The sequence below is a fragment of the Streptomyces sp. NPDC047061 genome (genome assembly GCF_040643955.1).
GTDB lineage: Bacteria > Actinomycetota > Actinomycetes > Streptomycetales > Streptomycetaceae > Streptomyces.
Map to the genome: position 1 here is coordinate 1 of NZ_JBEYVI010000039.1, position 19,799 is coordinate 19,799.

The window sequence follows — 19,799 nt, forward strand, 5'->3', positions numbered from 1 at the left end:
GGCTGGCCCGTCGGCCACTGGACCAAGCTCGACGAACCTAAAACCTTCGCAAGCGGTCGGCGGCCGGACCGCCCGCCGCCTTCGGCGCCGGCCTTCCGGTCCGGGCGGGACGCCTTCGGCGCGGCCGGCTGGGGCTGGGGCACCTCGATGACGACGGGCTCACCGGAAGGCTCGCGGGCCCCGGTGAGGGTGGCCAGCTCCGCGTCGCTCGACGTGATGCGGGCCGACCGGGGGCGGATGCCCGCGTCCGACATGAGCCGGGTGATGTCCCGCTTCTGGTCGGGCAGGACCAGCGTGACCACGCTGCCGGAGCCGCCGGCCCGGGCCGTGCGGCCGCCCCGGTGGAGGTAGTCCTTGTGGTCGGTGGGGGGATCGACGTTCACCACGAGGTCGAGGTCGTCGATGTGTATGCCCCGGGCCGCGACGTTCGTCGCCACGAGGGCGGTCACCTGGCCGTTCTTGAACTGTTCCAGGGTGCGGTTGCGCTGCGGCTGGGAGCGGCCGCCGTGCAGGGCCGCCGCGCGCACGCCGACGGACAGCAGCCGCTTGGCGAGCCGGTCGGCGGACCTCTTGGTGTCGAGGAAGAGGATGACCCGGCCGTCGCGGGCCGCGATGCGCGTGGTGACCGCCTTCTTGTCGGTCTCGTCCAGGACGTGCAGCACGTGGTGCTCCATGGTGGTGACCGCCCCGGCGGACGGGTCCACGGAGTGCACCACGGGATCGGTCAGGAACCGCTGCACCAGGCGGTCGATGTTGCCGTCGAGGGTGGCCGAGAAGAGCAGGTGCTGTCCGCCGGGCCGTACCTGCTGCAGCAGCTTGGTGATCTGCGGCAGGAAGCCCATGTCGGTCATCTGGTCGGCTTCGTCCAGCACCGTGATGCGCACGTCGCCGAGGACGCAGTCCCCGCGTTCCACCAGGTCGTTGAGCCGGCCGGGGCTCGCCACGACCACCTCGGCGCCGCGCCGGAGGGTGGCGGCCTGCTTGGTGATCGACAGCCCGCCGACCACGGTGGCCAGCCGGAGGTTCACGGCCGTCGCGTAGGGGGTCAGCGCATCCGTCACCTGCTGGGCGAGTTCCCGGGTGGGCACCAGCACGAGAGCGAGGGGCGCCCTGGGCTCCGCGCGCAGCCCGGCCGTGCGGGCCAGGAGCGCCAGTCCGAACGCGAGGGTCTTGCCGGAGCCGGTGCGTCCGCGTCCCAGCAGGTCACGGCCGGCCAGCGAGTTGGGCAGCGTGGCGGCCTGGATCGGGAACGGGGTGGTCACACCCTGCGCGGTGAGGGTCTTCAGCAGCGCCGCGGGCATGTCCAGAGCGGCGAAGTCCTCGACGGCGGGGAGCGCGGGTGTTGTGCTCTCCGGCACCCGGAACTCACGCGGTGACGACGCGGACGGCGGGGACTGCCGGGACGGCGAGGTACGCCGGTTCGGCTTCTGGGGCCTGCGGGACATGCGGTTGCTCTGCCTTCCTGGAAACAGCACAAACCGGGGTCCGCACCATGACGGTACGGACCCCGGTCAGTGGATACGCGTCCGGCGATCAGGCGGGGACGATGTTCTCCGCCTGCGGGCCCTTCTGGCCCTGCGTGACGTCGAAGGAGACCCGCTGGCCCTCCTGGAGCTCACGGAAACCCTGGGACTGGATGTTCGAGTAGTGAGCGAAGACGTCGGGGCCGCCGCCGTCCTGCTGGATGAAGCCGAAACCCTTTTCGGCGTTGAACCACTTCACGGTTCCCTGTGCCATGACCTTCTCCTTCTGTAGGCAGAGGCCCCATCCGGAGATGCCGGAAAACAAATAATGCACCTGCAGGAGAGAATCATTCCCGTCAGGTGCACATAGGTTCATGGGTACCACAACTGCAACTCGACAACCGTAGCACAGCCCGGCGGTCCGGGGGCGGATCACCGCGGCGCGCCGGGCACTCTCACACCCGGTCCGGAGTCCTCGTGGCCCGGGACCGTTCCCGCAGGTCCGCCGCCGTCCACCGGGGCAGCATGACCAACGCCGTGCCCAGCACCAGGCCCAGTGCGGGCAGCACGGGGAGCCGGCCGTCCGGCGCGAAGCCCTGCACGGCGAGGCGGCCCAGCGCGGCGACGCTCATGGCCAGGCCGAGCCACAGCGGCCAGGCACGGCGCAGGCCGGCGTCCGGAACGGTCCGCCCGTACACCGCGCCCAGCCCGCGCTCCAGCGGCCGCAGCGCGGACACGACGCAGGCCAGGACCGCGCCGAGTACCAGCAGCCACGGCACGCGCAGCCCCCACCACGCCGCGGACCCGAGCGTCGGCTCGGGCGCGAGGCCGGTCAGGTAGAACGCGGCGGCGACGACCAGCACCGGCAGCATGTGCCACAGATACAGCGTCATGCTGGCCCCGCCCACGGGACGGACCACCCGCCACACCCGCTCGCGGTCCAGCAGCCGCCGCAGCGGCGGCGCGGCGAGGAGGCTCAGGCCGACCTGGGCGACCAGCCACGCCAGCATCGCGGCCGACGGCGGATCGGTGTTGCCGGGGTTCTGCCCGGTCACCAGGATCAGGCTGACCGGGAACGGCCCGAGGGCCACGAGCGCGGCGAACGCCAGCCCGCCGCCCGCCGCCATCGCGAGCGGCACGAGCCGGCGGCCGGTCAGCAGACCGTCCCGCCAGCAGAACCCCAGCTGGTAGGCGACACCCCACACCAGCACGTAGTTCAGCAGGCCCGCATAGGGAGCGTGCACCGTCACCACGAGCGCGTCGACCGCCACGGCGACCGCCCCCATCGCGAGCGGGACGCGCGGCCCCCAGCGCCGGTGCGCCGCGTACAGCGCCGGCGTCAGGGCGCTGAGCAGCAGATACACCGGCAGGAACCAGAACTGCATCGCCATCGCCCAGCCCACCAGCGCCAGCGTGTCCGGGTCCACGCCGACCGCCGAGCAGACACCGACCGCGAGGAACACTGCACCGCTGTAGACGGCCACCGGAAGAAGCAGCCGCAGCGCCCGCCGCCCCAGCCAGCCCGCGGGCGTGCCCCCGGCCGCCCGGGCACGTGACCAGGAACCGCCCGCGGCATGGCCCCCGGCCAGGAAGAACAGCGGCATGATCTGGAACGCGAGGGTCAGCCACTGGGTCCAGGGAACGTCCGCCAGCAGCTCCGGGGCGGTGATCCGGCCGCCGGGCTCCCGGACCAGGGCGGTGATCAGCCAGTGGCCGAGCACCACCAGCACGATCGCCCACGCGCGCAGGAAGTCGACGTAGCGGTCTCGGCTCATGGCCGTCATGCTTCCCCACCCCGGACGCCGGTACGGCGGGAAGCCCGTGCCGCAACCATTCCGTGCCCGGTACGACACCAGCCGCGGGCCGCGCGGGAGCGTCGCCGGCATCGACCGGCGTTCCGGCGGACGACGGCCGGTCCGGATCACCCCGAGGGGGATGCGCGTGGGATGTGCGACCTTACGTGATCAGGTGGTGTTTCGATCCGGCTCGGCCATCGGAGCCCAGGGGCTCGTCAGAGCTTCCCGCCGATCTCACAGGCCCGGCACGGCGGCCGGCCGCAGGTGCACTGCATGATGGCGTCGAGGACTTCGCGGTCGTGGTAGAGACACTCGTCCTTGCAGGTGTGGCGCGGGATGAAGCCGGCCGGGATCTCACCCGGCCACGGCTCGTGGCCGTCCCGGCACCGGATGAACCGCTCGGGGTCGGTGGAGTGCAGTTCATGCATGCTCGACCGCGCCTCGTCCTCCAGCTCACGCACTCGCTCCACCAGAGCCTTGAGTTCGGCGGCGATGCCGGAGTACCGGTCGGCGCCGGTCCTCACGTGCGCGGCCCGCAGCGCCATCGCCGCATTGCCCAAAAACCTGCCGGCATCCTGAAGGTCGGTCACGTGGTGCATCTGAATGCCGGTCACGCCCCGGACCCATACCGCGTCCATGCTCACTGGTCCACCTTTCCGGCGGTCGCCTGGTTTTTTACGCGGGATTACCCGCGGCGCCGGTGTCTCCAGATAATGAAAAGCAATCTTTTTATGGACGCTAAAGGCTCCGCCCGGGCCCGTCCAGTAAATTCCGGGTGAACCGGCTCACAGCCGGAGCGGTAGATCTTCCATTGAATCCGCGGTTGTTTTCCCGCCCGTCGGACGGCGCGCTCGCCCGTCGCGGTCATCCGGCGACCGTGTAGGAACTCGCTCCCGTCCCGGCGAGCCCGCCGCCTTCGACGATCAGGTAATCCGGGCGGATGGGACGGCCGTCGAACCAGCACTCCAGGATCTCCCGCGTACCGGCTGCGTAGCGTGCCTGCGCCGAGAGGGTCGACCCGGACACGTGCGGTGTCATCGCCTCGTGGGGCATGGTGCGCCAGGGATGGTCCGGCGGTGGCGGCTGCGGGTACCAGACGTCGCCGGCGTAACCGGCCAGTTGGCCGCTGTCGAGGGCCCGCACGACGGCGTCCCGGTTGACGATGAGTGCCCGGGCGGTGTTCACGATGTACGAACCGCGCTTCATGGCCCCGATCAGCTCGTCGTCGAAGAGGTTCTGCGTCTGTGGGTGCAGCGGGGTGTGGATGGAGAGCACATCGACGGCGGAGGCCAGCGAACGGGCGTCGGGATGCCAGGTCAGCTCCAGTTCCTCCTCGACCTCCTTGGGCAGCCGGTGCACGTCGCAGTAGTGCAGCGTGACGTCGAACGGCTTGAGGCGGCGCAGTACCGCCTTGCCGATGCGGCCGGAGCCGAGGACGCCGACGTCCATGCCCTCGAGGTCGTAGGCGCGCGAGACGCTGTCGGCGATGTTCCAGCCCTTCCTGGCGGTCACCCACTCGTGAGCCGGTAGGTAGTTGTGCACCAGGGTGAGGATCTGCATCACGGCGTGCTCCGACACGCTGATGCTGTTGCTGAACGTCACCTCGGCCACGGTCATGCCGTGGGCGATGGCGCTCGGCAGGTCGACGTGGTCCGACCCGATCCCCGCGGTGATCGCGAGCCGGAGCCGGGGAGCGGCGGCGATGCGTTCGGCGGTGAGGTAGGCGGGCCAGAACGGCTGCGAGACGACCACGTCGGCGTCGGGCAGCTCGCGGTCCAGGGCGGAGTCCGCCCCTTCCTTGTCGCTTGTGACGACGAGGGTGTGACCCCGGTCCTCCAGGAACCGGCGCAGTCCCAGTTCCCCTGAGACGCAGCCGAGGAGGTGTCCCGGGGCGAAATCGATGGCCTGCGGGGTCGGCGCGGTCTGACCGCCCGGATAGCCGGTGATGGTGGGAATCTCGTCGCGGGCGTAGTCGGGGGGATAACCGCCCACGGGATCCGGATAGAGCACCGCAAGGATTTTTGCCATGGCCGTCCTCCATCGGCGGGGCCACTGCTCCGACAGGACGGGCAGGGCACCGGCAAACCGGTCTGACACCGATGATCTTGAATTTTAGTCGAGCGCGCGTCGCCACTGCAATCCCGCGCCCCGTCGTCCGCTCCTTGACATCGGGATGTGCGAGACGTCTCCTTGAAGGTAGGAAATGCGCTGTGCGCTGTGCCGCGCGCATCGCACGCACCCGGATGTGCCGGTGAACACCGGCATCCGGAGGCTGCTGATGGCAACCTACGGATATCTCTGCAGCCGATGTGGGCCTTTCGATGTGAAGTTGGCCATCGGGACCGCGCCCACCGCTTTCGGCTGCCCTGTGTGCGCAGGCGCCGCGAGACGTGTGTACTCCTCGCCCGGCCTCACGCGGACCTCGCACGCGGTCGCCGCCCTCCGTCTCCAGGAGGAGCGAGCGCGTGAAGCCCCGGCAGTGGTCTCCCAACTGCCGCCCCGCAGAAGGGTGCCGCCGCACCCCGCACTCTCGCGGCTGCCGCGTCCCTGAAGTCGGTGGTGAAGGCGGTGGTGGACAAGGCAGAACGTCTCACGCGGGTTTCGGCGTCGGAACACGACGTCGTTCCCGCAGCGGTGTGCGGAATGCGGAATCACGCAACGCGGGCCGGAAGCCGAGCCGTGCCCTCGGCAGCTCGTCAGCGGCTCTGACGCCACGCGATTCCACTCCCCACGCGGACTGAGGAGGTGCGTCCCCGTGGGAAACGTGGGACTGCTCTTTGTCGGTGCGGTGCTCTTCATGAACGGATTGCTGCTGCTCGGGAAGGTCGACGCCCGATCGGGTGCGGTGTTCAACCTTTTCGTGGGCGCACTGCAGGTGCTGACGCCGACTTACCTCATCTTCACCGCCGCCGACGACCCCATGAAGATCCTGGCGGCATCCGGAATCTACCTCTTCGGCTTCACCTACCTCTACGTGGGCATCGGCCTGCTCGCCGGTCTCGACAGCACCGGCGTCGGCTACTACTCGCTGTTCGTGGCAGTTGTCGCCCTGGGGTATTCGTTCGTCAATTTCCGGCTCTTCAAGGATTACCCCTTCGGAGTCATCTGGCTCTACTGGGCCTACCTGTGGTTCCTGTTCTTCCTGCTGCTCGGTCTCAAGAAGGACGACCTCAAGATCTATACCGGTTGGGTCACGGCGATCGAAGGCTGGGTCACCGGTGTGATTCCCGCCGGCCTGCTGCTCTCCGGCTACTGGAAACACCCCACCGAGATCGCCATCGCACTGGCGGTCTTCGGCTTGGTGGCGTTCGCGGGGCTGTGGCCGCGCACCCACAGAACGCCGCGGCCGACCCAGGCCGCCCCGCGGGTCGGAGGCGCGGGCGCAGCAACGTGACCGGATCAGAAAAGAGGAGTTCTCATGCCTGAAATTCTCTTCAGTGTGGACCAGAGCAAGTCGATGCGTGACCAGGATGTCCCCGGACACAACAGGTGGCACCCGGACGTCCCCGCCGTCGCCATGGTGAAGCCGGGAGCGGAGTTCCGCATGGAGTGCCGCGACTGGACCGACTGCCAGGTCGGCAACAACGACACCGCCGACGACGTACGCGACATCGACCTGACCATCCCTCACATGCTCAGCGGACCGATAGGCGTGGAGGGCGCCGAACCCGGCGACCTGCTCGTCGTCGACATCCTCGACCTCGGCCCCGTGCCGCAGCAGACCGGGGACGCGGCAGGACAGGGCTGGGGCTACACCGGCATCTTCGCCAAGGCCAACGGCGGCGGCTTCCTGACCGACTACTTCCCGGACGCCTACAAAGCGATCTGGGACTTCCACGGACAGCAGGCCGTCTCCCGTCACCTTCCCGGGATCCGCTTCACCGGCATCACTCACCCCGGGCTGTTCGGAACCGCCCCGTCCGCCGAGATGCTCGCCCGCTGGAACGCCCGCGAGCAGGCGCTGATCGACACCGACCCGAACCGGGTCCCGCCGCTCGCCGTACCGCCGGACACCACCAACGCACTGGCGGGCACGGCCACCGGGGACCTCGCCCGGCGCATCGCCGCGGAAGGCGCCCGCACGGTGCCGGCCCGCGAGAACGGAGGCAACCAGGACATCAAGAACTTCACACGCGGTTCGCGGGTCTTCTACCCCGTGCACGTCAAGGACGCCAAGCTCTCCGGAGGCGACCTGCACTTCAGCCAGGGCGACGGAGAGATCACCTTCTGCGGTGCCATCGAGATGGGCGGCTTCATCGACTTCCACGTCGACCTGATCAAGGGCGGCATGGAGACGTACGGCATCTCCACCAACCCGGTGTTCATTCCGGGCAACGTCGAGCCGAGGTACACGGAGTTCCTCACCTTCATCGGGGTCTCCGTCGACCACGACACGGACACGAACTACTACCTTGACGCGACGCTGGCCTACCGCCGGGCCTGCCTCAACGCCGTCGAGTATTTCAAGAAGTTCGGTTACAGCGGAGAGCAGGCCTACCTGCTGCTCGGCTCCTCCCCCATCGAGGGACGTATCAGCGGCATCGTCGACATCCCCAACGCCTGCTGCTCGTTGTACGTACCCACCGCCATGTTCGACTTCGAGGTCCGTCCCAGCGCGGCCGGGCCGGCGAAGGCCGACCGAGGCCAGTGCGCGGTGGCCACCGCCTGACCCGACCCCGGCCGGGTTAATCGCTGGCGCAGTGCCCCGGGGCGGGGCTACGGTTTCCCCGTTCCCGGGGCACGGTCGTGTTCCGTTCCCGAGGGACCAGTGTCGGTTCGTCGAGAAAGCAGGAGGTGAGGACATTGATGACTGTCACGGTGACGGGCGCTGCCCGCATTCAGGAGTTCATCATCGTTTCCACCCCTGTGGTCTCCGGCTGACACCCGACACATCCTCCACGCGCCGAGCGCGCCGCCGGGGCCACCCTTCGAAGGGTTCCCCTTGTTCCACACCTCGCTCAACGCCTCTTCCACCTCCGATGGCCGGCACGCCCTCGCTTCCTACGGGTGGGACGAAGGCTGGACCACTGCATTCGCTCCGCACGCCGAACTGGGGCTGGTACCCGGCCGTGTGCTGCGGGTCGACCGTGGCCAGTGCGATGTCGTCACTGCGGCAGGCTTCGTCCGTGCCGACACCGAGTTCGTCGTACCCCGTGACCCGATGAAGATCGTGTGCACGGGGGACTGGGTCGCCGTCGACCCCGAAGCCGACGATCCGCGGTACGTGCGGACGTTGCTGCCCAGGCGCACGGCCTTCGTGCGCTCCACCTCCTCCAAGCGGTCCGAGGGGCAGATCCTCGCCGCCAACGTCGACCACGCGATCGTCGCGGTGTCCCTCGCCGTCGAACTCGACCTCGGCCGCATCGAGCGGTTCCTGGCGCTGGCCTGGGAGTCCGGGGCGCAGCCGGTCGTGGTCCTCACCAAGGCTGACCTGGTCCCGGACCCGGTGACCCTCGCGCACCTCGTCCAGGACGTCGAGACGACGGCCCCGGGCGTGTCCGTCCTCACGGTCAGCGCGCACGCGGGCGACGGCCTGGACACGCTGGTCGCCCTCGTCGGCTCCGGTACGTCCGTGCTGCTCGGCCAGTCCGGCGCCGGCAAGTCCACTCTCGCCAACGCGCTCCTCGGGGAGGACGTGATGGACGTCCGGGCCGCCCGGGACGTCGACGGCAAGGGCCGGCACACGACCACCACCCGCAACCTCCTCGCGCTCCCGGGCGGGGGAGTCCTGATCGACACGCCGGGGCTGCGCGGCGTCGGCCTGTTCGACGCCGAGACCGGGGTCGGGCAGGTGTTCTCCGAGATCGAGGAACTCGCGGAGGAGTGCCGGTTCTCCGACTGCGGCCACGAGAGCGAGCCGGGCTGCGCGGTGCGCTCCGCGGTGGAGTCCGGAGAGCTGCCCGTACGCCGGCTGGAGAGCTACCGCAAGCTCATGCGGGAGAACCAGTGGATCGTCGCGAAGACCGATGCGCGGCTACGGTCCGAGATCAAGAAGGACTGGAAGAAGAGGGGCGCGGAGGGGAAGGCGGCGATGGAGGCGAAACGGGGCCGTTGGCAGTAGCAGTAGCGGCCGGGGAGCGTTCCAGCGTGATGTCCGATTCCCGCCAGCCCGCTCTCCTCCCCTCGCCCACACTTGAACCGTGATGGACGAGGACACCAGGTACGAGGCGGTCCGCAGCCGGGACGCCCGGTTCGACGGCGCGTTCTTCTTCGCCGTCGAGACCACCGGGATCTACTGCCGTCCCAGCTGCCCCGCCGTCACCCCCAAGCGGCGCAACGTCCGCTTCTTCCCCACCGCGGCCGCCGCGCAGGGCTCCGGCTTCCGGGCCTGCCGGCGGTGCCGGCCGGACGCCGTACCGGGGTCCGCCGAGTGGAACGTCCGCGCCGACGTCGTCGGCCGGGCCGTGCGGCTGATCGGCGACGGTGTCGTGGACCGGGAGGGCGTCGGCGGGCTCGCCGACCGGCTCGGCTACAGCGCTCGCCAGGTGCAGCGGCAGCTCACCGCCGAGCTCGGCGCCGGCCCCGTCGCCCTCGCCCGGGCCCAGCGGGCGCACACCGCGCGCACGCTGCTGCAGACCACCGAGCTGCCGATCACGGAGATCGCGTTCGCGAGCGGATTCGCCAGTGTCCGGCAGTTCAACGACACCGTCCGCGCCGTGTACGCCACCACCCCGAGCGGGCTGCGCGAGGCCGCACCCGGCGGCCGGGGCGCACGGCGCGGTTCCCCCGCCACCGGGATCCCGCTGCGCCTCGCCCACCGCGGCCCGTACCAGGCCGGCCCCGTCTTCGACCTGCTGGCGCGGGAATCCGTACCCGGCGTGGAGGAGGTCACCGGCCTCTCCGGCACGCGCACCTACCGCCGTACCCTGCGACTGCCGTACGGCCACGCCGTCGTCGCCGTCGAGGAGCGGACCGGCACCACAGCCACGGGCCTCGGCGCCCATCCCGGCGGCTGGCTCGACGCCCGGCTGCGCCTCACCGACCCGCGCGACCTGACCACCGCCGTACAGCGGCTGCGCCGGCTCTTCGACCTCGACGCCGACCCGTACGCCGTCGACGAACGGCTCGCCGACGACCCCCGGCTCGCTCCGCTGGTCGCCGCCCGGCCGGGGCTGCGGTCACCCGGCGCCGCCGACCCGGCCGAGGCCGCCGTACGGGCGCTCGTCGGCACCGAGGCCGCCGAGCGGCTGGTGCAGCGGTACGGCAAGGCGCTGGACGCGCCGTCCGGCGGTCTCACCCACCTCTTCCCCGAGCCCGCGGTGCTCGCGGAAGCGGAGCCCGACGGCAGCCTCGGCGCGCTGGCCGCGGCCCTCGCCGACGGGACGGTACGGCTGGATCCGGGCACCGACCGGGACGAGGCGGAGGCGGCGCTGCGAGCGCTGCCCGGGATGGACCCGGGCACCCTCGCCACCATCCGCGTCCGCGCCCTCGCCGACCCCGACGTCGCCCCGCCCGGACTCGACGTACCGGACGAGTGGCGGCCCTGGCGGTCGTACGCCGTCCGGCACCTGCTGGCGGACGGAGAGCCGGGGAGCAGCCGGGGTTCGCTCGACGGCGTTCCGTAAGGCACGACTGCCCGCGGCTGGTCGAAAGGACGACCCCGTCCGCGCTCCGCCACCCGAGTGGTCTCCCGGTCGAGTTGCCGTTCGCGGCATCGCCCGTATGTCACCTTCCCCTCCAGTGGGCCTTCGGAAGGGCAGGTGTGGATGCGCAGGGTCGGGCGGCTGCTCGCGGTGGCGTTGTTGCCGGTGGTGGGGGTGACCGGGCGGGCCGGTGCCGACGCCGCGCCCTCGCTCTGGGCGGGAAGCTGGGAGGCCGCGCCCTCCGGTACCGACCCGGCGGTGCCCGGCGCCGCGTTCCGCAACGTCGTTCACCTGAGCGTCGGCGGCAGCGCGGTCCGCGTGCGGGTCAGCAACCGGCTCGGCAGCGCCCCGCTCCGGCTCGGAGCCGTCACCGTCGCCCTGCGGCAGGGCGCCGGCCCGGACGCCGTACCCGGGTCGATGCGCGCCGCCACCTTCACGGGCGCCGGCACCGCCGTCGTCCCCGTCGGGCAGGACCTGGTCAGCGACCCGGTGCCGCTCGCCGTCCCGGCCGCCGCCGATCTGCTGGTCAGCGTCGAGACCCCCGGCGACTCCGGGCCCGCCACCTACCACCGGGTCGCGCTGCGGACCAGCTACCTCGCCAAGGACGGCGCCGGGCGGGCCGACGACGAGGACGGGGACGCCTACACCGCCACCACCGGCCACTGGTACTACGTCACCGGCGTCGACGTGCGGGCCGTGACCCGCGGCACCGTGGTCGCCTTCGGCGACTCCCTCACCGACGGCAACGGCACCAGCATGGACGCCGACCACCGCTGGCCCGACCGCCTCGCGGACCGCCTGCGGCCCTTCCCGATCGGTGTCCTCAACGCCGGCATCTCCGGGAACCGGCTCATGCTCGACAGCACCGGAGGACCGGGAGCCCTCAACCGCCTGGACGCCGACGCGCTCGACCGCAGCGGGGTCCGGACCCTGGTCCTCCTCGAAGGCATCAACGACATCAAGGGCACCCCGGAGACCACCGACCCCGAGGACTTCGTCCGGGCCTACCGGACCATCGTGACCCGTGCCCACGAGCGGGGCATCCGGGTGGTCGGCGCGACCCTGACGCCGTACGCCGGGTACAGCGCGTACACCGACGCCCGGGAGGCGGTACGGCAGCAGGTGAACGCGCTGATCCGCACCGGGCAGATCTTCGACGCGTACGTCGACTTCGACGCCGTCGTACGGGATCCGCAGCAGCCCGACCGCATCCGGCCCGCCTACGACCCCGGCGACCACCTGCACTTCAACGACGCCGGCGCGCGCGCCCTGGCCGACGCCGTCCCGCTCGCCGACCTGCTCTGAGCCCTCAGCCCTCAGTCCTCAGCCCGCGGTCCAGATCACCGCGGTCAGCCAGCCGGCCGTGACCAGCAGGCAGGCGAGGAACTCGGCCAGCACGCTGGAGCCGCCCGCGTTCATCGTGGTGCGCAGGGCGGCCCGCGCCTCGGCGGGCCGGCCGAGACGGAGGCGCTCGTGCAGGTAGATCCCGGCCATGAAACCGGGGATCGCGCCGACGACGGGGAGCAGGACGAAACCGAGGACGGCGCCGGTGCCGGCGTACACGGCCATCCGGGGGGTGGCGCCGCTCGCCCGGAGCCGGCGCGGGGGCAGGACCCAGCGGACCACCAGCGCCGTCAGCAGCACCACGGTGGCCCCGACCAGGACCGACCACGCCACCGGGCGCGGGTCGTACAGCGCCCACCACAGCACCGCGGCCCACACCAGTCCCGTCCCCGGCACCCCGGGCACCAGTACCCCGCACAGGCCGAGCACCAGCACCAGGCCGACCAGCAGGAGTTCCCCTGCTCCCATCTGCCCAGAGTGCCGGACGACCGCGGGACGCGCAGGTCAGTTCCGGGTCACCCAGCCCCGCTCGTACGCGTGCCAGCCCAGCTGCAGCCGGGTCGCCACCCCGGCCAGCTCCATCAGCCGCTTCACCCGGCGCTGCACCGTCCGCAGGCCGAGGTCCAGCTGCTTGGCGACGCTCGCGTCGGTCAGGCCGGCCAGCAGGAGCGAGAGCACCTCCAGGTCGGTGGCGTCGGGGCCGTCCGGCTGCTCCTCGCGCACCCCGCTCGCGCCGAGGCGCAGCGGCAGCGCCTCCCGCCACACCGACTCGAACAGGCCGCAGAGGAGTTCCAGCAGGCCGCTGGCGTGCACCACCAGGGCGGCGGGTTCCGCGGTGCGGGAGGTGAGCGGGACCAGCGCCAGCGCGCGGTCGGCGACCACCAGCTTCGTCGGCACCCGCTCCGCCACCCGCACCTGCTCGTCCCGGCCCAGGGCCGCCGTCAGCTCCGTGAGCGCGTCCGGCAGGTCGAGCGCCGGCCGCTCCACCACCACCCGGTAGCGGACACCCCGGTGCGCGGCCTGTTCCTCCGCGTCGTTCTCCGCGCCGGTGACGGCCACCGGCTTGTCCGTGACCAGCGCGCACACCTCGTCCAGGGCGCCCAGCTGGAGCTGGCGGAACCGCCGGGCGACGGCCGGGGCACCGGTCACCACCTCCACCAGGTCCCGCACCGCGGGCTCGGCGGCCGCCGCCCGGTACTCCTCCGCAAGCAGCGCCGCCGCCAGCTCCGCCTTCTCCAGCTCGTGCCGCTGCTGGGTGAGCAGCGCGCCCAGCGCGACCCCGGGCGGCGCCGCCACCCAGCGGCCCGGCCGTCCCGAGGACCGGGCGGCCAGCCCGTGCCGCTCCAGCCGGCGCAGCGCCCGCTCGGTGTCCGGCTCAGCCAGCGTCAGCCGCCGTGCCAGGCCGGGCACGTCGGCGGCGCCCGCGGACACCAGCGCCCGGTACGCCGACTCGTCCCGTTCGTCCAGCCCCAGCGCTGCCAGCATCGACCCGCAATCCTCCCTCGATCCCCGATGGCATGGCGGGAACCGGCCACGGCGCAAACCCGCCGGGGCACATCATCGCCGTACCGCGCGTCACTCTGCCAAGATCACGTCACCGCAGCACCTTCGCACGGGAAACCGATCCGTCGTTCACAGCTGACCGTCAGGAAGACCCGTCACAATCTGGCCTTCCGGCCGGCGCCCCGGCGTTCGGCCGTGCGAACGGTGACCGGCCCCATGACGCGCGTACGCGTAGGGGATCTGGGGCCGGTCACTCCGGTGTCGCCGGGTGGTTCTCCCGTGGGGGGTGGGACCACCCGGCGACTCACACGTGTCAGCCCCCGGCACTTCCGTCACCTCCGCCGGCCGCGCCCTGTCCCTCTCGTGCGCCGCGCCCGCGTCGTCCGTACCGTCCGCGCCGCCCGTCCCGCGCGTGTCGTCGATTCCCTTTCCTTGTACGGATGTTCGAGATGTCCCTCGACACGCCGTTCGAGACGAGGTCGGGTGCGGGATTTTCCGGATGCCCCGTTTTCATCCGGCCCGTGCGGTGGACAATTAGGGGCATGAGCCAGCCAGGGGGTAGGCCCACCCGTCATGACGACGACTGGTGGGGGCAGTTGTACGACGACTCCACCGAGGACACCGGACCCACGGCCGCACCCGATTCCCTGGACGACCGCTTCGCCTCGGCGAAGAACACGGTGGGGGGACGGCGGGGCGTCACCGCGGAACCGGGCGACGAGCAGGCACCGCCGACCGTGCCGGCACAGCGGGCGGCCGCCGCCCCCGCGGAGGACACCAGGGCCGCTCCCAAGACCTGGCCGTGGGACGAGGAGGACCAGGAGCTGCTGGAGGCGGACGACGACGCCCCGGCCGACTCCCATCCCGCGACCCGCCCCGACCTGCCGGCGCTGCCGCCGCATGCCGCACCGACAGCACCGACAGCACCGACAGCACCGGCAGCAATGGCAGCGCCGGTGCAAAGGGCGGAAACGGCAGCCCTGGCGGGCGCGGACGCCCTGGACGCCTGGGGCGCCTTGGCGGTCCCGGACGCCTCGGCTGCCGTGGCCACCCCGGCCGGGTCCGCCGCCTCGGCCTCCTCCGTGGACTACGTCGGCTCCGGACCGCCCACCTACGACGCCGAGCCCACCGCCCTGCCCGCCGCCGACCCCGACGAACTGGACGACCTGGTCGCCGACACCGTCCTGGACGGCGCCCGGTACGGCGCCTGCACCCTGCGGGCCGTCTCCCAGCGCGGCGACTCCGCCCGGTTCCGGGGCGAGCCGCGCCGCGACGCCCTGCTCACCGCCCGGTTCGGGGCCGGCGAGCAGGCCCTGGTCCTCGTCGCCATGGCCACCGGCGCCCGGGCCACCCCCGGCGCGCACCGGGCCGCCGCCGAGGTGTGCGAGTGGATCGCCCGGGCCGTGGGCCGCAGCCACCAGCGGCTCACCGAGGACATCCAGGCCGCCCGCCGCGGCGACCTCAAGTCCGGGCTGCACCGGCTCACCGACCGCAGCCTCGGCAAGCTCCGCGCCAGCGCCGCCGAACAGGGCATCGCCACCGAGGAGTACACGGCCAGCCTGCGCTGCCTCCTCCTGCCCGCCCACCCCCAGTGCCGCACCCGGGTCTTCTTCGGCGTCGGCGAGGGCGGGCTGTTCCGGCTCCGGGGCGGCGAGTGGCAGGACATCGAGCCGCGCGTCGACACCGACACCGCCGGCGAACCCGTGCTCGGCTTCGGCTCGCTGCCCTCCGAGACCCCGGACGGCGACCGGCTCACCATGGACCTCGGCATCCCGACCCCGCCGAGCCCCTACGAACCGGCCCCCGAACCGCCCCGCGACCCGTTCCTGTTCCGGGCCTCGGTAGCCCGCCCGGGTGATGCGCTCGTGATGTGCACGGGCGGCCTCGCCGAACCGCTGCGCGGCGAGCCCGCGCTCTGCGCCTACCTGGCCCGGCGCTGGTCCGGCCGCACCCCGCCGGGCCTCGCCGCGTTCCTCGCAGACGCCCAGGTACGGGTCAAGGGGTACGCCGACGACCGTACGGCGGCGGCCGTCTGGGAGGCGTGAGCGCGGCGGCTGTGGATACATGGAAGGGCATCGCGGGGGAGGGAGGGGGGAGCCGGAGATCCGCGCAGCCGAAGGGTGCCCGACCGCCATGGCCAAGCAGAACGTCGCCGAGCAGTTCGTCGACATCCTCGTCCGCGCCGGCGTGCGCCGCCTCTACGGCGTCGTCGGCGACAGCCTCAACCCGGTCGTGGACGCCGTCCGCCGCAACTCCGCCATCGACTGGATCCACGTCCGCCACGAGGAGACCGCCGCCTTCGCGGCCGGCGCCGAGGCCCAGATCACCGGGTCGCTGGCGGCCTGCGCCGGCTCCTGCGGCCCGGGCAACCTGCACCTGATCAACGGCCTGTACGACGCCCACCGCTCGATGGCTCCGGTGCTCGCCCTCGCCTCCCACATCCCCTCCAGTGAGATCGGCCTGGGCTACTTCCAGGAGACCCACCCGGACCGGCTCTTCCAGGAGTGCAGCCACTACAGCGAGCTGATCTCCAGCCCGAAGCAAATGCCCCGGCTGCTCCAGACCGCCATCCAGCACGCGGTCGGCCGCAGCGGGGTGAGTGTCGTCTCGGTGCCGGGCGACATCGCCGACGAGCCCGCCCCGGAGCAGTCGGCCTCGGCGGCCATCGTCACCTCCAGGCCGACCGTCCGCCCCGGCGACGAGGAACTCGACCGGCTCGTCGCGATGATCGACGCGGCGGACAAGGTGACCCTGTTCTGCGGCAGCGGCACGGCCGGCGCCCACGCGGAGGTCATGGAACTCGCGGAGAAGATCAAGTCCCCGGTCGGCCACGCCCTGCGCGGCAAGGAGTGGATCCAGTACGACAACCCCTACGACGTCGGCATGAGCGGACTGCTCGGCTACGGCGCCGCCTACGAGGCCACCCACGAGTGCGACCTGCTGATCCTGCTCGGCACCGACTTCCCGTACAACGCCTTCCTCCCCGACGACGTGCAGATCGTGCAGGTCGACGTCCGCCCCGAGGTCCTCGGCCGCCGCTCCCGCCTCGACCTGGCGGTGTGGGGGGACGTGCGCGAGACGCTGCGCTGTCTGGTGCCGCGGGTGCGGGCCAAGGAGAACCGGCGGTTCCTCGACCGGATGCTCAAGAGGCACGCGGACGCGCTGGAGGGGGTGGTGAAGGCGTACACCCGGAAGGTCGAGAAGCACGTCCCGATCCATCCGGAGTACGTGGCCTCGGTCCTCGACGAACTCGCCGCCGACGACGCGGTGTTCACCGTCGACACCGGCATGTGCAACGTGTGGGCGGCCCGCTACATCTCGCCCAACGGCCGCCGCCGGGTCATCGGTTCCTTCTCGCACGGCTCGATGGCCAACGCGCTGCCGATGGCGATCGGCGCCCAGTTCACCGACCGGCGACGGCAGGTCGTGTCGATGTCCGGGGACGGCGGATTCGCCATGCTGATGGGCGACTTCCTCACCCTCGTCCAGTACGACCTGCCGGTGAAGGTGGTGCTGTTCAACAACTCCGCGCTGAGCATGGTCGAGTTGGAGATGCTGGTCGCGGGGCTGCCCGCGTACGGCACCGCCAACACCAATCCCAACTTCGCCGCCGTGGCGCTGGCCTGCGGGGCCTACGGGGTGCGGGTCGAGAAGCCCAGGCAGCTCGCGGGCGCGCTGAAGGACGCCTTCAACCACAAGGGCCCGGCCCTGGTCGACGTGGTCACCGACCCCAACGCGCTGTCCATCCCGCCGAAGATCAAGGCCGAGATGGTCACCGGCTTCGCGCTCTCCGCGTCCAAGATGGTCCTCGACGGCGGCGTGGGCCGGATGGTCCAGATGGCCCGCTCCAACCTGCGCAACGTGCCCAGGCCGTGACAGGACCCCTCGCTCAGTCGGTGGGCACCCACTGGCGGACGCCGTCCACGAAGCCGTACCAGTAGTGCGGCAGGCCCTTGATGGAGCTGGTGCGGAACGGGCGGCCGTGGTCGTCGATCCGGACCGTGCCGCTGCGGCCCTGTGACGACCAGTCGAGTTCGAGGTACCAGCGGCAGTCGCAGCCGACCGTGCTCGCCTTGACGCGCAGCACCTCCGGGTCGGTGGCGGACACCCGGTAGGGCAGGTGCATCGTCGAGACGGTCTTCCCGTCGGGGCCCTCACCGGCCACCGGGCGGGCGATGGGGCGGTCCTTGTCCAGGTTCACGTCGAAGTAGCGCGGGGTGAGCCCGCCGCCGCAGCCGTCGGCCATGGAGTAGGCGATGCCGGGCGCGGGGGCCGTACGGCCGACGACACGCACCCGCAGGTCCTCCAGGACGACGGCGGTGGACGAACGGCCCTGCACGGAGACGTCCACCATGGTGTTGCCGCCGTGCACCGCGTTCTGGGTGGCCGCCCAGGTGCCGGCGTCCTGCGGGGCGGGCGGCGGCGGGACCTGGGCCGGCTGCTTGTCGATGACGTAGTCGTGGTCGCAGCCCAGTTCCCAGAGCTGCGAGTCGGCCGTCCAGGTGAGGGGGACGGCGGTCGGGACCGGGGTGCCGGGCGTGCTCCGGTCCGTGGGGGAGGAGGTCTTGGCGCCGTCCGGGGAGGCGGAGGACGACGGGGTGGCCGAGGTGGGATCCGGCGCCGGGCCGGTGCGGCCGGTGCCGTGCCGCTGGGCGTCGCCGGCGGCGGTGGTGTCGGAGGAGCCGGTGCCCCGGGCCGCGGTGCCGCCGGCCGCCCGGTCGTCCGGGAGGGCGGCCAGGGTGCCGAGTGTCGCCAGCAGGGCGGTGGCCACCGCCGAGGCGACCAGTGTGCGGCGCCGCCGGTACCAGGGGCGGGCGGCCGGGGCCGCTTTCGTCGAGGGTTCTGCGCCGAGGGCTCGCGGGGTCTGCGGTTCCGCCTCCGCGGAGCCGGAGCTGTCCGCGAGTCCGGCGGTCTCTGTGGGGTCCGTGCCCTCCGTGCCCTCCGTGCCCTCCGTGGCGCGCGGTCGCTGGCGTGCCGCGACCGCGCGCAGCCAGCGCTCGTGGAGTTCGAGCCGTTCCTGCGGTGTCGCCCCGCAGAACGCGGCCAGGCGTTCCACCGGAGCGAAGTCCAGCGGCACCGCCTCGCCCGCGCAGTAGCGATGCAGGGTGGAGGTGTTCATGTTCAGGCGGCGGGCCAGGGAGCCGTAGCTCCGGTCCGTACGGTCCTTCAACTGCCGAAGCAGCGCCGCGAACTCCCCGACGTCGTCGCGCACCGGCACCTTCCCCCGCTCGTCCGTATCCCAGGCACTCATATACCTGCACGTCAGCAGGGCTGGGATGGTTCCAGGCCGGTGAAACGGCCGGTGGCCGTTGCCGTCCGGCGAGGTGACGGCCGATGCTTCTGGTGTCGCACCGACCAGGGCCGGACCGACCATCCGGCGCCGTCGGCGGCATCCCGCACCCATGCACCGAACCCACGGGGGATCAGCCATGCCCAAGCGCACCCGAGCAGGCGCGCTCACCGCACTCGCCGGCGCCGCACTCGCCGTCGGCACCGCACTCGCCGCCCCGGCGGCGGCCGCCCCGAAGCCGCCCGGCTTCCTCACGGCGGCCGACCTGCCGGCGCAGCCCGGCACGTCCTGGACCGCAGGCAGAGTCATCGCCGGCATACCGGAGGAGGACAGGCAGGACATCTGCGTGGGCGTCGCGCTCGGCAGCGGCCAGGACACCTGGTTCCGGGAGTTCCGGACCGACCTCGACACGACTGCCCGTCAGATCAGTGCCGAGCTGCCCAGCGTCAGGGTGGCGAAGGGCCGGTTCGCGAAGCTCGACGAGGACATCGTGTCCTGCGCGGACCGGATCGAGATGGAGGATCCGGCGATGCAGGCCGCGTTCCGGGACCACGGCACCCTGCCGGTGGGGAACGGCGCCCATGTCTACGCCCTGCACACCGTGACCTCCTGGGGCGCCACCGACATCCGGCTGCTCTCGGTCGGCCGGGAGGGGCGCACCGTCACCGTCGTGGACTGGGGGCGGATGGGCGGCTTCGCGGACGCGCCGGTGAAGGCGTTCAAGAAGACGACCGTCACGGCCGTGCACAAGCTCCACTGACCCACGGCCACCGCAGGAACCGGGGCCGTCCTCCCGTTCGGGGGACGGGAGGACGGCCCC

At 72.1% G+C, this 19,799-nt stretch carries 17 protein-coding genes; 9 read left to right on the forward strand and 8 right to left on the reverse strand.

The window, feature by feature from the left end:
• From ABZ887_RS39280 to ABZ887_RS39300, 5 genes are all read right to left on the reverse strand, one after another.
• Positions 1 to 1,445: DEAD/DEAH box helicase (locus ABZ887_RS39280; RefSeq protein ID WP_361300955.1), on the reverse strand; the 1,445-nt coding region annotated here is incomplete at its 3' end.
• An 88-nt stretch (positions 1,446 to 1,533) separates the two neighbouring features.
• On the reverse strand, positions 1,534 to 1,737 hold the full coding sequence (locus tag ABZ887_RS39285) for a cold-shock protein (protein WP_016578941.1): 204 nt from the start codon (positions 1,735 to 1,737) through the stop codon (positions 1,534 to 1,536).
• A 181-nt stretch (positions 1,738 to 1,918) separates the two neighbouring features.
• Positions 1,919 to 3,238, reverse strand: a complete 1,320-nt coding sequence (locus ABZ887_RS39290; protein ID WP_361300958.1) for an acyltransferase — start codon at positions 3,236 to 3,238, stop codon at positions 1,919 to 1,921.
• A 236-nt stretch (positions 3,239 to 3,474) separates the two neighbouring features.
• Positions 3,475 to 3,897: a hypothetical protein gene (locus ABZ887_RS39295; protein WP_361300961.1), complete on the reverse strand. Its 423-nt coding sequence runs from the start codon at positions 3,895 to 3,897 to the stop codon at positions 3,475 to 3,477.
• A 226-nt stretch (positions 3,898 to 4,123) separates the two neighbouring features.
• Entirely contained in the window at positions 4,124 to 5,287 is a 1,164-nt protein-coding gene (locus ABZ887_RS39300; RefSeq protein WP_361300964.1) for an NAD-dependent formate dehydrogenase, read from the reverse strand.
• A 250-nt stretch (positions 5,288 to 5,537) separates the two neighbouring features.
• On the opposite strand from ABZ887_RS39300, the gene ABZ887_RS39305 reads away from it, so the two are divergent.
• The 6 genes from ABZ887_RS39305 to ABZ887_RS39330 all read left to right on the forward strand — a co-directional run bounded on the left by ABZ887_RS39305 (position 5,538) and on the right by ABZ887_RS39330 (position 12,147).
• Entirely contained in the window at positions 5,538 to 5,810 is a 273-nt protein-coding gene (locus ABZ887_RS39305) for an FmdB family zinc ribbon protein (protein ID WP_361300967.1), read from the forward strand.
• Positions 5,811 to 6,014: 204 nt separating this feature from the next.
• A complete protein-coding gene (locus tag ABZ887_RS39310; protein ID WP_361300970.1) occupies positions 6,015 to 6,653 on the forward strand; it encodes an AmiS/UreI family transporter in 639 nt (212 codons plus the stop codon).
• Between the two features lie 24 nt (positions 6,654 to 6,677).
• Positions 6,678 to 7,928 (forward strand): formamidase, encoded by a 1,251-nt coding sequence (fmdA, locus tag ABZ887_RS39315; RefSeq protein ID WP_361300973.1) that lies wholly within the window; start codon positions 6,678 to 6,680, stop codon positions 7,926 to 7,928.
• A gap of 273 nt (positions 7,929 to 8,201) precedes the next feature.
• Positions 8,202 to 9,320 carry a ribosome small subunit-dependent GTPase A gene (gene rsgA / locus ABZ887_RS39320; protein ID WP_361300976.1) on the forward strand — a complete coding sequence of 373 codons (1,119 nt, stop codon included), beginning with the start codon at positions 8,202 to 8,204 and terminating at the stop codon, positions 9,318 to 9,320.
• Positions 9,321 to 9,402: 82 nt separating this feature from the next.
• Positions 9,403 to 10,824, forward strand: a complete 1,422-nt coding sequence (locus ABZ887_RS39325) for an AlkA N-terminal domain-containing protein (protein ID WP_361301201.1) — start codon at positions 9,403 to 9,405, stop codon at positions 10,822 to 10,824.
• 141 nt (positions 10,825 to 10,965) lie between these two features.
• Entirely contained in the window at positions 10,966 to 12,147 is a 1,182-nt protein-coding gene (locus ABZ887_RS39330) for an SGNH/GDSL hydrolase family protein (RefSeq protein ID WP_361300979.1), read from the forward strand.
• Between the two features lie 18 nt (positions 12,148 to 12,165).
• Here ABZ887_RS39330 and ABZ887_RS39335 read toward each other — a convergent pair whose 3' ends face one another.
• Positions 12,166 to 12,654 (reverse strand): DUF456 domain-containing protein, encoded by a 489-nt coding sequence (locus ABZ887_RS39335; protein WP_361300982.1) that lies wholly within the window; start codon positions 12,652 to 12,654, stop codon positions 12,166 to 12,168.
• A 36-nt stretch (positions 12,655 to 12,690) separates the two neighbouring features.
• Positions 12,691 to 13,671: a helix-turn-helix domain-containing protein gene (locus ABZ887_RS39340; RefSeq protein ID WP_361300984.1), complete on the reverse strand. Its 981-nt coding sequence runs from the start codon at positions 13,669 to 13,671 to the stop codon at positions 12,691 to 12,693.
• Between the two features lie 560 nt (positions 13,672 to 14,231).
• Between ABZ887_RS39340 and ABZ887_RS39345 the strand changes: the two genes are divergently transcribed.
• Together ABZ887_RS39345 and ABZ887_RS39350 are read left to right on the forward strand one after the other, a co-directional pair.
• On the forward strand, positions 14,232 to 15,734 hold the full coding sequence (locus ABZ887_RS39345) for a protein phosphatase 2C domain-containing protein (RefSeq protein WP_361300986.1): 1,503 nt from the start codon (positions 14,232 to 14,234) through the stop codon (positions 15,732 to 15,734).
• Between the two features lie 88 nt (positions 15,735 to 15,822).
• Positions 15,823 to 17,565: a pyruvate dehydrogenase gene (locus tag ABZ887_RS39350; protein ID WP_361300989.1), complete on the forward strand. Its 1,743-nt coding sequence runs from the start codon at positions 15,823 to 15,825 to the stop codon at positions 17,563 to 17,565.
• Positions 17,566 to 17,578: 13 nt separating this feature from the next.
• Here ABZ887_RS39350 and ABZ887_RS39355 read toward each other — a convergent pair whose 3' ends face one another.
• Entirely contained in the window at positions 17,579 to 18,940 is a 1,362-nt protein-coding gene (locus ABZ887_RS39355; RefSeq protein WP_361300992.1) for a helix-turn-helix transcriptional regulator, read from the reverse strand.
• A gap of 178 nt (positions 18,941 to 19,118) precedes the next feature.
• On the opposite strand from ABZ887_RS39355, the gene ABZ887_RS39360 reads away from it, so the two are divergent.
• Entirely contained in the window at positions 19,119 to 19,739 is a 621-nt protein-coding gene (locus ABZ887_RS39360; protein WP_361300995.1) for a hypothetical protein, read from the forward strand.
• Positions 19,740 to 19,799 lie beyond the last annotated feature (60 nt).

What these genes read in the sequence shown, in the direction of transcription:
- ABZ887_RS39285 (WP_016578941.1), bottom strand. Translation starts at nt 1,737, where the DNA reads ATGGCACAGGGAACCGTGAAGTGGTTCAACGCCGAAAAGGGTTTCGGC.
- ABZ887_RS39290 (WP_361300958.1), bottom strand. Translation starts at nt 3,238, where the DNA reads ATGAGCCGAGACCGCTACGTCGACTTCCTGCGCGCGTGGGCGATCGTG.
- ABZ887_RS39295 (WP_361300961.1), bottom strand. Translation starts at nt 3,897, where the DNA reads ATGGACGCGGTATGGGTCCGGGGCGTGACCGGCATTCAGATGCACCAC.
- ABZ887_RS39300 (WP_361300964.1), bottom strand. Translation starts at nt 5,287, where the DNA reads ATGGCAAAAATCCTTGCGGTGCTCTATCCGGATCCCGTGGGCGGTTAT.
- ABZ887_RS39305 (WP_361300967.1), top strand. Translation starts at nt 5,538, where the DNA reads ATGGCAACCTACGGATATCTCTGCAGCCGATGTGGGCCTTTCGATGTG.
- fmdA (WP_361300973.1), top strand. Translation starts at nt 6,678, where the DNA reads ATGCCTGAAATTCTCTTCAGTGTGGACCAGAGCAAGTCGATGCGTGAC.
- ABZ887_RS39325 (WP_361301201.1), top strand. Translation starts at nt 9,403, where the DNA reads ATGGACGAGGACACCAGGTACGAGGCGGTCCGCAGCCGGGACGCCCGG.
- ABZ887_RS39330 (WP_361300979.1), top strand. Translation starts at nt 10,966, where the DNA reads ATGCGCAGGGTCGGGCGGCTGCTCGCGGTGGCGTTGTTGCCGGTGGTG.
- ABZ887_RS39335 (WP_361300982.1), bottom strand. Translation starts at nt 12,654, where the DNA reads ATGGGAGCAGGGGAACTCCTGCTGGTCGGCCTGGTGCTGGTGCTCGGC.
- ABZ887_RS39340 (WP_361300984.1), bottom strand. Translation starts at nt 13,671, where the DNA reads ATGCTGGCAGCGCTGGGGCTGGACGAACGGGACGAGTCGGCGTACCGG.
- ABZ887_RS39345 (WP_361300986.1), top strand. Translation starts at nt 14,232, where the DNA reads ATGAGCCAGCCAGGGGGTAGGCCCACCCGTCATGACGACGACTGGTGG.
- ABZ887_RS39350 (WP_361300989.1), top strand. Translation starts at nt 15,823, where the DNA reads ATGGCCAAGCAGAACGTCGCCGAGCAGTTCGTCGACATCCTCGTCCGC.
- ABZ887_RS39355 (WP_361300992.1), bottom strand. Translation starts at nt 18,940, where the DNA reads ATGAGTGCCTGGGATACGGACGAGCGGGGGAAGGTGCCGGTGCGCGAC.
- ABZ887_RS39360 (WP_361300995.1), top strand. Translation starts at nt 19,119, where the DNA reads ATGCCCAAGCGCACCCGAGCAGGCGCGCTCACCGCACTCGCCGGCGCC.